This is a genomic window from Paenibacillus sp. UNC451MF, assembly GCF_000686845.1.
Taxonomy (GTDB): domain Bacteria; phylum Bacillota; class Bacilli; order Paenibacillales; family NBRC-103111; genus Paenibacillus_S.
Genome location: NZ_JMLS01000009.1, coordinates 206174 through 219689 on the forward strand (window position 1 = coordinate 206174; position 13516 = coordinate 219689).

Sequence of the window (13516 nt, forward strand, 5' to 3'; positions counted from 1 at the left end):
GTCGGAATCATCTTACTTAGGTTTTTCCTTAGCATGATTCCACTTGCGAAGTTTTCAATTACTTCACCCAACAATCCGACCCATAAATGATCTTTAGCTTCATCGTAATGCTGCATAAGCTTGGATAAACTGCTTAAAGGATAAATCAAATTGATGTTCTTTATTATAATAAGCATAGTGGGATTGAATGATATAGGGTTCTTCTCCCTGTACAAAGCTTCTAATCATATGTTGCTTCCTCTCTGTCTGGTTTGGTGTCTGCTGGCACTTATTAAGATCCATCTGCAAAGGTCTGTCCCTTCTCTGCAAGAGCACGACGAATCAGGTCGATAGCTTTAGGACCCATGCCATGCAGCTGAAGAACCTCAGATTCCTTAAGCTTGGTAAATTGCTCCAGACGTAAGTAGCCAGCCCCTATGAGTGCCCTTAATGCAGGCTTCGCTAAACCAACAGGAAGGTCTGATTCTAGTTTAGCAACGTTATCTACCTTAGATATATTACCGTTCTTCTCCATCATGACCATTCTCCTTTTTTACTTTTTGTATATTCATAATTTTCTTAGCTGCTATCAATTCCTCATTTATCATATCCAATACATCCTTCAGCCTTTCATCCTTGATCGAGGGATCGAAATTAGGCTCCAGGGCGATTACACATCCCCGCTTTCCATTCATGCTCGAGGATGCTGAATACAAACGAATCACGCCATCCGTCCTTTATTAAAAGTACATCCCTTAATCTTCCTTCCTGAGTCATCCCTATTTTGGTAAGGACTTTCGACGATCCTACATTCCTTGGGTCGCAAGTAGCGTAAATACGATGCATCTGGGACTCCTCGAAACCAAAATTCACTAATAATTTAGCTGTCTCCGTAGCAATGCCTTGACCCCAATAATCTGGATTGACGATGTAACCAATCTCGCCGCTTCTGTCATTCATACTTCTAATATTGAATTCCCCTGCACCTATCATCTTTTCAGTAGCCCGCTCCACTATGGCGAATACAAAACGTGTTCTAGGCATTTGTTCAGCATCTACCATGACCTGTTTAACAAATGATTTCGATTGTTCCTCATCATTAGGTCCCCAAGGCTGGAATCGGCACACTCTTTCCTGCGAAGCATAGGCGTGTACACCAACCCAATCGGGGAGGTTAAATTCTCGCAAATAAATACGGCTTCCTTCTAAAAGGATCATACTAATTCCCCTCCTTTCTTCACCCTAATAACAAATTACCACATGCTTCCTTTACCCCGGCAGTAAAAATTCATTTATTTATGAACATTCCTCCGTTATTGAAAGTGATTAGAAATAAAAAACAAACGGCAGCCGAAGCAACCGTTTTCAAATCCTATAAGTTTAATCGTATTATCGGACAATAACTTCTGCCCGTCTATCTGCATGTATCTCATTGTGCTTCTCCAGCCGCTGCATTAATTCCGCCGCCTGTGCTGGCCAGCTCGAACCAAATTCCTCCCAACCATGAAGGACGAACCGGCACGGCAATCTTTTATTGTTGCCTAATGCTTCGGTAACAGCATCCCAATCAGCCAAAGCTTCCTTCGATCCGATCTTACGCTTTAGCAATGCAAAAATTTCTTCTTCCTTCTTAACCCTATTCAAAGGAACAAAAATCCGATGATCATCATTTACATCAAAATAGTTGCCGTCTGGGTCATAGAACTGAAAGTTAATCCCACAATCGTCACGATCATTCAATTCCGTAACTTGTACGTTATTGGCCTTCAAATTGCTGTAAAGCTCTTCAATATTTTTGACACTAAAGCACCAAGCAGCCTGCGGCTCGCCGCCTTCTTCTTTATAAAAGTTGACTGTCGATTCATGATCGGTATGAATTAAAAACAATCCCATTCCAGGCATCGATAACATGGCATGACTTCCAGGTTCAAGAATGCTAGCTTTCATCCCCAGTACTTGGTAGTACCATTCCGAAGCCTTGACTACATCCCTTGTTGGAATATAGACACAAGCTAACCCTTTCCATTCAAACGTTTTGTTTTGGTCCTCCGATTTCATCTGTACGCTCATTTTAAGCCTCCTGAATAATGGATTTGTTCAGGGCATTTTGCCTGATAAAATGAAGGATGCCATCACAAGCTGATAATCTGACATTAGCCCAACGCTTTTTTGAAATTTATCGAGGAATTTGTTCCATCTCATCCTTTAAAGATAGAAAGCATCGTTTTATCCCTCGCTCTGTTAGGATCTTGCGGATGCTTCAGCAATATGCCAGCAAACCCCTGCCGGGTCAATCAGATGAATTTCACGCTTTCCCCAAGGGTATAGAGTCGGTTCCTTCACCCGAACAGGAAACTTCTTCACAAGCTCCAAAGCTTGGATTTGATTCCACCAGCCATCAAGATCTTCAACTAACAGCTCGATCATGAAATTTTCCTGAAACTCTTGATTGTGAAAATTTTGCAGATAAAAATCTTGACCATCGATCCGAAAAATACTCAAACCATTATCCGAGTATATTTTTTCAAAGCCTAGTGCTTCGAAAAAACGCTGAGCAAGACCATAATCTTGCCCTGACGGGATAAAAGGACGAAGTTGAATGGCTTTCATAGGATTTCCCCTTTTCTGATCATGAAGATAGATATTCGAATAAATCGTTCAGCGTAGTTATCTTATATTTTACGGGTGCGGCTGGGCTTTCATTCCGTCTGTTCAGCCATATTCCCTTGATGCCGAGGGCTTCGCATGGGACGATATCCGTTCGTACATCATCACCTACATAGATCATCTCATGTAAATCAGTTCCTGCGCGTTCACGAGCATAATGGAAAATGGCGGCATCCGGCTTGGAGTATCCCAGCTCTCCCGATGTAATCACCATTTCAAAGTAATCCGTCAGCCCCATCCGTTCCAGCTTGAGCCTCTGTTGATTGGAGTCCCCATTCGTAATCACACCTAGTCGGCGACCTGCGAGTTTATGAAGACACGGAATTACATCCTCATAAGGCTGCCAGTGCATCTCAAAATGTTGAATATACGTCTGATAACAAGCTGCCGCTTCCTCATCATTGATCTCCTTAGACACCAGCTCTTTCATTCGTTCCACCTGCTGCTGCTCAAAGGTCAACTCTCCGCTCAAAAAACGCGAGTAATGCTTTTGTCCAATACGGCACCACGCATCGTAAAAATCTTCCTGACTGCAATTATAATCATACCTGTTGCCGTAATGCTGCTGAAAAGCTTGAACTCCCAAAAGCTCCGCCGCTTTAAAATCCATTAACGTTCCATCCAAATCAAAAAAGATCATCTACCTCACCTCGGAAACGATTATTATTTACCGATGGCTGCTTTCTGACCGGTACTTTTGGTATAGACATAAAACCCGCTTCTCTTTTCCCATCCTCTTGCTGTCCAGAATTGATTTCCGATCCTATTGTCCTCAAGAACAAAAATGTGGCATTTATCAATCCCCTGCTCTTTCAGCTTATTTAAACTGATTTCAACAAGCTTGTGTCCGATCTTTTGCTTCCGATAGTCCGGATTCACTGCTACATGGTAGATGAATCCTCTTCTCCCGTCATGCCCGCATAGTACCGTTCCGACTACAGAATCGTTATCCTCACATACATAACTTAGTCCTGAGTTTCTAAGTAAATAGGCTTCAATATTTTCCTTGGAGTCTGCTTCTCTTAACACCAGTCCATCGATACCTTGCCATAAAGCAATCATTTGCTCATAATCTTCAATCTTCATTTCTCTAATCGTAAACATCATCAGGTACCTCGTTCTTTATGTTCGTCAGTATCCCTTTGGCGGTGCCGTTTTCTTCTATAAATGACCGAAGCCGGTCGAAGTCATGCTCCTCTTGACCAAAATTCGGAATAACCGGAGTATACTTTAACAGAAATACTAGATCTTCATAGGTTCGATAATACTCTGTTACGTCATACTCAAAGGATTGAATCTCCTTGAAGCCAGCCTCCTGCAGATCATGTATATATTGGTGTTTCAGTAGCCCATCCACTTCACCATAGCTTTGTCCCCGTTGGAACGCCTGCTTCAAGTTGAGCTTATCGCCCTCGGCAACCTGTTGAGTGAGGAATACCCCATCTTCAGCTAATACTCTAGCCACTTCAAGAGCAGTAAAGTCGGATTGACGGCATGAAATCACATTAAAAAATGAATCAGGAAATGATAGCTTCCCCGCATCCATTTGCAAAAAACGGACATTGCTCTCTTTGGCAAGCTGGCTATTCGCTGTTCGAATCATACTGTCCGAAATGTCGATTCCTACTAACAGCAGCACCTCGTTAACGATAGTTAATAGCTGCTCTCCTCCGCCAGTCCCTATGTCCAGCAATAGATGCGACTGCTTGCACCTTTGTGCCACCTCGTGGTAAAAGTCCCATTTCACTCCTTCAGAGTGACACTGGATTCGACTGAAATCCCATCCGTTTATAGCTCCAACCTTATCGTAAAAGTTTTTATAATCAAAACCATTCATGGAATTACCACCTTTCAAAATGAGAATACATACATCCATACCACTCAAGCCTTAGTCATACGATCAAAAGAGCAGAGCTCCCCCTTGATAGCTGGCACGCGTTTTACCCAGCCCGATAACTAAATATCTCGAATCGTACGGATTTGCATTCATTTCACCTCATTTGAAAGATTAGCTTCATTATAGATTTGCATGGTTGCCCCTGCAAGCAATAAGTATTCCGCTTCCTGCAATGCGCTGACTGTACTTGGATAGCAACGCTTTCCAATCCATTTTGAAACATTCTTCTCCGACTTTAGTCCGTCCTCAGAAGCTCCCGGATATCCATAGTTTCCTCCTCCTATGCATCAGATGAAAGCCGCATGATCTGGTTGTCTTTATACTCCCCATCGAACAACTCGCGTCCGTACAACACCTTAACCTTTTCAAATCCACATTTCTCGTAGCTTCTGATTGCTCTTGTATTGCAGGTTCGGGGATCGATGTAAATGTCCTCCACGCCCTGCTCGTCGAATAAATAATGAATCGCCAACCGCAAGGCCGCTGTCCCGATCCCTTGGTTCCAATAATCGCTTTCTCCAATAAAAATATCCATGCCGTACTGCGGTTTATCCTCCTTGGCCTCGTAAGCTTCGATCTCTTCCTGCTGCAAAGGATAGAACTGTAAAAAACCTATAGGAGCATGCTCAAGCTCTATCATACAAGGTGTTACGTAATGCTCGCCTCTTGCCCGAGGTCCATATTTATCCATTATTTGCTCTAGGGTATACTGGGTTCCGGGTCCTTCGATGTAGCGCAGCACCTGCTCGTCATTGAGCCATTTCATTAGTCTTGAATAATCTTCATTGGTATCAATCATTAAACGAATCGATACTCGGTCATCCTTAGCCAGCAATGTCGACACCTCATTTTTGTCATCTTTCAAACAAAAATCATATCTTTAGCGGATAGAGAGATTCTATAGTGAAACGCAAGTATAATAGGATATAGGAAACATACGATTGGATTAGGGGGGATCTAGGATGAATGAGAAAGTAACCAAGGCGCTGGACACAACTTTAAACCATTGGAATTCCATGTCGCGCTCAGACCAAGATGAGGCGGAAGAGATGGCAAATGCATTTGAAGCATCCTTTTATAGATTCATTGAAGCTGTACGCGAATGGGTAAATGAGTTAGAATCACGGCCACAAACCCTAGATGAATTGCTAGAGCATCCCTTCGTTCAAGAAATTACGGACCAGCTCCCGGTACCGTTGTACTTGAACTTTGAAACAGAAGCCGAGCTTATTGTGGAAAATAAGATTAGAATCGATGATGAGAAATACGATTAATAAGGCTTTCCTTCAGGCGCCGCGGATGATACCGAGCGCCTTTGGCTTGCTAGGTATAGTTGATAATTATTCTTCATCACGACTATCAAACAGTTCATCGATCATCCGCTCCTTATTGTTGAGGAACTGCTTCATGATGATGAAATGATCCGTATCCTCCAACCGTCTGTTCTCTATCCCATCTGGTGTCAAATAGTAGATTGTCGAATCTGGATACGCCATCAGAATAGGCGAATGCGTCGAGATAATGAATTGGGAATTTTGTAGGACCAGCTCATGAATACGCGACAGCATAGCCATCTGCCGGAATGGGGACAGTGCGGCTTCTGGCTCATCCAGTATATATAACCCCTGCCCTCCAAATCGATGAAGGAATGCGGCAAAAAACGATTCGCCGTGAGATTGCTCATGTAACGACTTTCCACCGTAGGAATCCTTGATCGGCGGGCCGAAGGAAAACTCGCTATCCAACTCCTCAATATGTGATGCCAGATTATAATAGCTCTCCGCTCGAAAAAAGAATCCGTCCCGAGGCTTACGCCCGCCGCTCACCAACCGAATGTACTCATGCAGTATTGAATGAGTGGCTTGCGTTGAGAATGAGAAGTTCTTCGTGCCTCCCTCGGGATTAAATCCCCATGCAACGGCAATAGATTCCATTAACGTCGATTTTCCCATTCCGTTCTCTCCCACTATATAGGTAACCTTGGGATGGAAGGATAATGTATGCAAGCTCTTAATAGAACCCAAATTGAACGGGTATTGTTGAAAAGAAGGAATGCGATCGCGTATCAATTCGATCTGTCTCAAATAGGGATCGCGAGAGTGCCTCTTCATCTGCTTCATCAGCTCCACTAAAGCCCGAATGTTTGTAAGTAATCCTTATTTTACCAAACGTAGGTTCCCATTTCAACTACAAACAAGGAGCCGCTGATAAGCAAGCTCCCTGCTGTCTCAAGTAAAAATCAATCTACAATACAAGCTAACGCAGCATCATTAAAATATTCAAAATGATGATAAGGCCGGTCTTTGACTCGTTTCATCGTCACTTGAAAATTAATCGTTATAAGCTCATTCTCCGGATCAACCATAATTTGCGTATTGCCGCGTCCGGAATGTGAATACGTTTTCTCGGACCTTAAGGTCCCCGTGTAATCGTGTTTGGTCCCGCTAACGTTCCAGCCTAATCCCCAGTAAGCTTCTTTAAAAAATTCGTCACCCAATCGAGAGGAAACACCCGGGACTTGGTTCATGGTCATTTTTTGCACGCTCAGCTTGCTAAGAAGCCTGTGACCGTCATATATCCCGCCATTTAAGAAAGTTTGGCAAAACACCGCCATATCGTATGCCGTTGAGCATAGCCCGCTGCTTCCCCAAGGAACAGTCAAGTTCTCGTAATCGGCAAAGCGCGGAAACGGTGCATTCGACGGATGTTTGGCTACCCTTGGATATTGGTCTGGCGGTACGATGAACGATGTGTCCTTCATACCTAACGGTCGAAATAGGCGCTCCGTCATGAAATTCTCAAAGCTTTGACCCGTCACACGTCGGATAATTTCAGTCAACAATACAAAGCCGTAGCTGCAGTAGCTCATTTCCGTCCCGGGAAATGAAGACAATGGCGCCGCATACCCCGCCGTTACATATTTGTATACTCCAGGATGCTGATTCTCTGGACATTGGCTCATATCGATTCCAGCCTCACCGTTATTCGCCGATTGCCAAATTTTTGATACATCGATTCCGGACGTATGAGTCATTAAATGATGGATGAGAACGTTTTCTTTTTTCTCGCCGACAAATTCCGGTATGTAATCTTGTACGGGTAAAGCAACCGCAACCTTACCTTCTTCCGCTAATAGCAGGATAGCTGCAGCCGTCACCGGCTTCGAGATAGAAGCAAGCTGAAATATGGTATTGAGGTCCATCGGACCGTACGCTTTATCGTATGCGGGGTCAATAAACAGCTTATGCGAAACAATGATACCTTTGCGCGCAATTAATGAAACTATAATCGGGGACACTCCGCTGTCAACCCATTGCTGCTGCAATGATTCCAATCTGGCAATTCGCGATTCACACATTCCCGCTTCATTAGGATGCCCATATCGTAGACTCATCTTAAACCCCCTCGAAATGATTTTCCTTTAAAATAAAATTATACCATGTAATTCCATATTGTTGCTATACAGCATAACAATACTAAATAAAAATGAATAAGAAGATCTATCTAAAAAAACCACTCCAACAAACAGGAGTGGCTCTTGCTTTTATATTGACGTATTTACTATTAGAACCTTATTTTATACAAGTTTGTCTTCATAGGATTCCTGAAACCATTCATAATTCTCATGAATACGTTTCTTATCAGCATCACTCAATTCTAAATATCTATCTATAATTGAAGTTAGAACCCCCGAAGAAAGTGACTGTCCAAATGGTTGTAAACTATCCGTGGACAAGTTATCCATGATTGCCCCTAATAATGCCGCAGGAGCACTTAATACATTTTTGTTAACTATCTCCATAGCTTTTTCATGGTCACCTTCATAAAGCAAATTAAATGCAACCGCTTGGAGAAACTCATCACCCAAGTTTTCTTCCAGTATCTTAGAGCAGAAAGGTATCGCTTTATCCTTATCCCTTATTGATAGTTCTGTTAAAGTAGTAGCGACTTCGTCAAAATTTTCTAAACTGTTTACAATCGCAATTAATTGGTCGTTATTCATATTGGGAATATACGTGTCATAATTAACAATTTTGTCCAAGGCTGTTGCGTCTGCTATTTTCTTATTGTCTTCCATAATACACCTCCATAACTAAATGGTAGTTGGGATTAATTTTATAGTTGATAAATACGGCTGTCCATCAACCATCTTCCATGTTGTTAAAACTTTGAGTTTTCCATTAGGACCTTCCAGTAGACTTGGGAAATCCAGCGTATTTTCAGGTCTGATCTGTTGGCCTACTTCTAATAAATGTTTTGCAATAGACTGGTTATTCTCTATTGTATCACTAAGTCCTATCGACTCGAGTTTTTGTCTCATATCGTCCGAACGGTCAAAATTATGTTTCATCTGTTCAAGTCTTTTAATTCGTTTGGCGTTTTGAGGGTCTGCATCAAATACCTTTCTTTGAGTCTGTCTTAATTGCTTTAAATCTCGAAGTTCTTGTGTCACTTCTTGAATATTAACGTTGACCTTACCCCTCAAATATTTCTCGATTTTATCAACGGGTATTATCGTATTCCCATCTGTATAAACCTTAATTGCTTTCCCACTCTGTGGAGCAATAACCTCTTCGGTTTTTAGGTCTCCCGTCCCCTCATCGGCTTTATCCTTATTCGGCGTATCCTTATTCTGTTTCTCGGGATCGTCTGGATGCTTATCTGGACTTTTACCTTCGGTTTTCGGAGGTTTACGCGGCACGTCAACATCCGGCTTCCGAGAGCCGAGCTTATCCAGAAGCTTGCGCACATACCGGCGCCCTTTCGCTCCTGCAAATCTTAACGCTTTGCCGAACGGGATTCGGTTTAGTACAATGCCTACCGCCACGGAAAGCAAATTCTCTGGAGTCAGCAGCTTCCTGGGATCGCGGATGTAACCGGCAATCTCATGTCCACTCCCGGCAACCCCCGCCGCAGTCATCGCGAAGCCTAATGCCGGCCAGAATCCGACGAACAGCAGTGACAAGGCAAGGGCACCGAGCACGATCGCTCCCTGCTCATACCATTCCAGCCGATCCCACCAATTTTGCAGCGAATCGAACATGCAGGCGAAACACGCCGTTTCCCCTCCGCCCGTATGAGCCCCAATGCCTGCGAACAGACCGGCAACAAGTAAAATTACCGCGAGCCCGGTCAGCGCCTGGCAAAGACCATTCACACGCATCCGGATAGGCTCCTGCCTATCGGCCGCTTCCTCGTTCCCGTAGAGCATATGAAATCCCAGCTCCCTGCGCTCCCGGTAAAAGCCTAGCCAATATATGAATTTCCCCCTGTCCAGACAAAAAGAGCGGATCATATTCCACAGCTCTGTGAACGGATTAAGAAGCGTCTCGTTCGGCAGCAACGGAAGACGGTTTCGTATTTTGTTCAGCGACCAGTAATCGGCAACGAGCGATCCAGCCAGCATCAGCAGGAAAACCGGTTGAGTTTTATAACCGCTGCCGGTCCAATCATGAAGCCGGAACACCCAACGTGGCAGCTTGTGTTGGCCGTTATACGCAGCATGATCCAGGATAGACCAAAGCAAAAAGATTGCCGGGAGCAGAAAAAACCATTTCGTCAGTCTTGCCCGCAGCCGATAGGCAATTCCGCACGCAAGCGCGATCATGGCGGTATGTACGGGATGACCGACGGTCATTAATGTAGGAAAAACACTTTCTTCGAAACGCCCGGGAAACAGCGAAAAAAAGTCCCAATGGATCGTTTCGCCGCCCAGCATCGTAAAGCTGTAACCGAACTTTTTCGCAAGAATCCCGGTACTTAGCCACCTTCTGGACAGCTCTTCCATCAGTTGGAAGCCGACGCCGGTCGCCGCTCCGATGAGTGTATAATCGCTCAAACTCAAGGCGGAGGCTCGACGTGAAAACAATAGGAATATACTGATTGGAAGGAGCTTCCACAATTCTTCGAAAATTGGCGTGATAACAGCAATAGACCAAGTGTCGGCAGTTTTTCCGCCGAAAAGAACGTGGAAAGCATTGACCGTAAGCGTCGTGAACGGTACGACAAGAAAAACGCCTGCCAGAACGAACAGAACTATCGATTTCCACGGCATGGTTTTGCTTCGACATAGAAACCAAAACTGCAGCAGTACATAAAACGACCATAAATATTGAACCATCATGGTGCGCGATTCTTTAACGAACAACAAGCTTACAACATACATGATCAGCGACAACCAGGAAAAAATCATATACACCGTTTTAATAAACGGATATTTCTCAATCCATGCTTGGTAAGTTCGGTAGATGGCCTCAAGGAAATCCCGAATTCCGGTTCGAATGGACCATATCGTATTCACTACGGTCGCCTCCTTTTAAAGCCGACCTCGTGCGAGCGGGACGTCTCCCTTGACGACGGTCCGGCCATGAGTAAACAACTGAATTCATGAAAACCATGGTCACCGATCGATCGGAGCGGAGGTTCATACAGTTACACCCGCCACATGTACCTAACCTATTTCTCGCGGGATACCAGTATTATAGACATTATCATAAAATGTGACAAAAGGCGTTGGTCTCAAATCTTGGTGGATTATGTTGATAAAAAATCCGGGACACCAGGTTCAAGTCATACGTCAGGGGCTGCTTCGAGGAGTAAATCAACGTACTGAGGATAAAAATGTTGAAAGCTTCGTCCACTCAAACGATTTTACGCAATGTGAGGATTATCTGGATTATAATCGCTTATTTTTCTTTTCATCAATGTATATATCCAATGCTGTAATCCCCCTGATCATAAATTTAATGAATAAATAGAGGCTATATAACCCAAGCAGTATAAATAATCCGTAGATAATAAACAAAACTATCGGCAATACCGATAAAATCGAAAATACTGATCCTGAATCCATGTAGTTTAAATACACCCCTTGGTAATATTATCGCTTGTTATATTACCATAATCTAGTTAATTTTCAATAAATTAATATACGAGTTAGCGTAACGAGGCCTTCGATTTTTGCAGGCTGCCTCGTCCTAGTTTTTTATTGAACTCTCGCACCCGTCCCGGTTTTAAGGGTCTATCTCACATATACTCACTCCTTCGCAGGATTTCATCAACTAATTATGTAACCTTTATCGGAATTCTAAGCTATTGGGTACTGGGAAACCCTGTTTTAGGTATGCAGGAATAGAAGAAATGCCGAGTGTAATCGTAGTAATATCCACAGCTGACAACGCCTGCAATGACGAGAGCGTCTTTGGGACCGCTCTTGGAAGGGCAGTTATCCCTGTTTTCCTTGTTTCGTTTCGTTGTCGCTGGATTCACGAAAAGACGTTGAATCCCTTCCCAACCAGCCAATTCGCAAGGTTGTTCGAATAGTGCCCTGTGTGTTTTTTTTAAACGAAAGATGCCGATTCGTAAGAACAATACCACGAAAATTTGTAGCTTGCGCTACATGCGTCTCCTTGGCTATGTCAATTCCGATAACAAGATGAGAGGTGGTAATTCGTTCAAGCCGTTGATTTTGTCTATCCGATTGTTTAAATTTCATAGTAAGAGCGCCTCCCTGATGGTGTTGGGTATCAAACCCGTTGACAAACCCATCATACCGAGGCGCTCCTTTTTTGACAAAGTCCTTTGCTTAGGACTAACAGGAATGTTTAGTTGAATGAATTATTTCTTAAAATTACACTAACCCAAAAACGATAAATCTTTTATAAACCAAGCGTCCGTAGCATTATGCTCTGAACCATTTAGTGGTCTTTCAAGTTGTTGGAAACCTAATTTGATGTATAGGAGATTTGCTGTTTGAAGTTTCTTCAATGTTTCTAAGTAACAGTGTGTATAGTGTTCCTTGGCGAAGTCGAGTGCTACTTTCATAAGATCCTTCGACAGACCCATACCTTGAGCTTCTGGTGTAATGTATAGCTTTTGCAACTCGCAAATTCCCGGTTCTTGTCCAAATGGTGCAATCCCCACACCACCTACCACTTCATTTTGATCATTCACTGCAACCCAATACTTTGAATTTGATTGTTCCTTGTAATATTGTGCCAGACTGTTCAGTTGAGGGTCAAAATATGCTGTTCCCGGAATGTTTAGGTTAAATGATTTCAATGAGCGTTTAATAATTAACTCTATTGTTTGATTGTCCTTTTCTTCAATTTCACGAATTTGCATTGTTTCATTCCCCCAATATCTAAAAAGTTATAAGTTATCAATTTTAATATTATTGGCCAAGTAATTCAACCTATTCAAGTATCCAGCCCTTTAGCTTAACGAAAACAGGGAGCAGCTGCAGACAAGTAAATAAGTTTCCTAAGGAAACCGCAGGATTCATGACGGGAATGTCATACCTTGCGGTTTCTTTTATAAGATTCGCTTTTGCTACCAGAAGTAGAGTATAGTAGGAGTAGTTGAAAATATATTCCAGGAGGCTATAGCCATGTCACAGGAGATTTGGATTAACCTGCCGGTCAAAGATGTTGAGAGATCAACTGCCTTTTTCAATGAGATTGGATTCCATGCGGTGAGTGTTGGTAACGAGAGAGCCAAGCTTGCCATAGGCCAAACAACGATTCTGCTGTTCCCGGATGCGGCGTTTGAGCAATTTACAGGTTCAAAAACCGCAGATACTTCCCATAGCGCAGAGGTAATATTTTCCATCAGCGCTGCAAGCAGAGAAGAAGTAGATGTCTTTATTCAAAAAGTAGAGTTTGCCGGAGGAAGCATCTTTGGCAAGCCGAGTGAAATTGACGGCTGGATGTACGGCGCAGGATTTGCCGACCTGGACGGTCACCGCTGGAACCTGCTGTACATGGATGAGAGCAAAATGCCGAAACGCTAATATGGAAACGCCGGTCACCTGCTTAAGGTCACCGGCGTTTTTTTTATACCCCGTATAATCTCATATCTGTCATTCAAATCAAAATTGATGCTTAGAAGGAAAAATTCGTGGGTCAAACTAATACAAATCACCTGGGTTAGCCAGTGTTAATATATTGGTTCCAAAACGGCAGCCTCGTGATG

Annotated in this window: 15 protein-coding genes and 1 pseudogene; 2 read left to right on the forward strand and 14 right to left on the reverse strand. The window is 43.2% G+C overall.

Features of this window, described 5'->3' with window-relative positions; translation table 11 throughout:
• Nucleotides 1-271: 271 nt before the first annotated feature.
• From BP97_RS0113455 to BP97_RS0113495, 8 genes are all read right to left on the reverse strand, one after another.
• On the reverse strand, nt 272-517 hold the full coding sequence (locus tag BP97_RS0113455; RefSeq protein WP_051620559.1) for a helix-hairpin-helix domain-containing protein: 246 nt from the start codon (nt 515-517) through the stop codon (nt 272-274).
• A gap of 116 nt (nt 518-633) precedes the next feature.
• A complete protein-coding gene (locus BP97_RS0113465; protein ID WP_197035461.1) occupies nt 634-1197 on the reverse strand; it encodes a GNAT family N-acetyltransferase in 564 nt (187 codons plus the stop codon).
• A 171-nt stretch (nt 1198-1368) separates the two neighbouring features.
• Nucleotides 1369-2049, reverse strand: coding sequence for a VOC family protein (locus tag BP97_RS38840; RefSeq protein WP_051620560.1), 681 nt, complete (start codon nt 2047-2049; stop codon nt 1369-1371).
• 171 nt (nt 2050-2220) lie between these two features.
• Nucleotides 2221-2589 carry a VOC family protein gene (locus tag BP97_RS0113475; RefSeq protein ID WP_028549571.1) on the reverse strand — a complete coding sequence of 123 codons (369 nt, stop codon included), beginning with the start codon at nt 2587-2589 and terminating at the stop codon, nt 2221-2223.
• Nucleotides 2590-2608: 19 nt separating this feature from the next.
• Nucleotides 2609-3286: an HAD family hydrolase gene (locus BP97_RS0113480; protein WP_028549572.1), complete on the reverse strand. Its 678-nt coding sequence runs from the start codon at nt 3284-3286 to the stop codon at nt 2609-2611.
• A 23-nt stretch (nt 3287-3309) separates the two neighbouring features.
• Nucleotides 3310-3753, reverse strand: a complete 444-nt coding sequence (locus tag BP97_RS0113485) for a GNAT family N-acetyltransferase (protein ID WP_028549573.1) — start codon at nt 3751-3753, stop codon at nt 3310-3312.
• Nucleotides 3737-4483, reverse strand: coding sequence for a class I SAM-dependent methyltransferase (locus BP97_RS0113490; RefSeq protein WP_028549574.1), 747 nt, complete (start codon nt 4481-4483; stop codon nt 3737-3739). The genes BP97_RS0113485 and BP97_RS0113490 overlap by 17 nt, the downstream gene beginning before the upstream one ends.
• Before the next feature lie 340 nt (nt 4484-4823).
• Entirely contained in the window at nt 4824-5408 is a 585-nt protein-coding gene (locus BP97_RS0113495; RefSeq protein ID WP_156043207.1) for a GNAT family N-acetyltransferase, read from the reverse strand.
• Between the two features lie 97 nt (nt 5409-5505).
• Here BP97_RS0113495 and BP97_RS0113500 point away from each other — a divergent pair, with 97 nt between their 5' ends.
• Nucleotides 5506-5817, forward strand: coding sequence for a hypothetical protein (locus tag BP97_RS0113500; RefSeq protein ID WP_028549576.1), 312 nt, complete (start codon nt 5506-5508; stop codon nt 5815-5817).
• A 66-nt stretch (nt 5818-5883) separates the two neighbouring features.
• Here the strand turns inward: BP97_RS0113500 and BP97_RS0113505 are convergent, their stop codons facing one another.
• The 6 genes and pseudogenes from BP97_RS0113505 to BP97_RS0113535 all read right to left on the reverse strand — a co-directional run bounded on the left by BP97_RS0113505 (nt 5884) and on the right by BP97_RS0113535 (nt 12667).
• The gene (locus tag BP97_RS0113505; RefSeq protein ID WP_028549577.1) at nt 5884-6654 is read right to left on the reverse strand and encodes an AAA family ATPase; all 771 of its coding nucleotides are present in this window, start codon (nt 6652-6654) and stop codon (nt 5884-5886) included.
• Nucleotides 6655-6782: 128 nt separating this feature from the next.
• Nucleotides 6783-7937, reverse strand: coding sequence for a serine hydrolase domain-containing protein (locus BP97_RS0113510; RefSeq protein ID WP_028549578.1), 1155 nt, complete (start codon nt 7935-7937; stop codon nt 6783-6785).
• Between the two features lie 183 nt (nt 7938-8120).
• Nucleotides 8121-8621, reverse strand: a complete 501-nt coding sequence (locus BP97_RS0113515) for a hypothetical protein (protein ID WP_028549579.1) — start codon at nt 8619-8621, stop codon at nt 8121-8123.
• Nucleotides 8622-8636: 15 nt separating this feature from the next.
• On the reverse strand, nt 8637-10844 hold the full coding sequence (locus tag BP97_RS36195; RefSeq protein ID WP_051620561.1) for a PrsW family glutamic-type intramembrane protease: 2208 nt from the start codon (nt 10842-10844) through the stop codon (nt 8637-8639).
• Nucleotides 10845-11686: 842 nt separating this feature from the next.
• Nucleotides 11687-12038, reverse strand: a pseudogene (locus BP97_RS0113530) (IS110 family transposase); the annotation flags it as partial.
• Nucleotides 12039-12178: 140 nt separating this feature from the next.
• Nucleotides 12179-12667: a GNAT family N-acetyltransferase gene (locus tag BP97_RS0113535; protein ID WP_028549581.1), complete on the reverse strand. Its 489-nt coding sequence runs from the start codon at nt 12665-12667 to the stop codon at nt 12179-12181.
• 265 nt (nt 12668-12932) lie between these two features.
• On the opposite strand from BP97_RS0113535, the gene BP97_RS0113540 reads away from it, so the two are divergent.
• Nucleotides 12933-13334 carry a VOC family protein gene (locus tag BP97_RS0113540; RefSeq protein ID WP_028549582.1) on the forward strand — a complete coding sequence of 134 codons (402 nt, stop codon included), beginning with the start codon at nt 12933-12935 and terminating at the stop codon, nt 13332-13334.
• Nucleotides 13335-13516 lie beyond the last annotated feature (182 nt).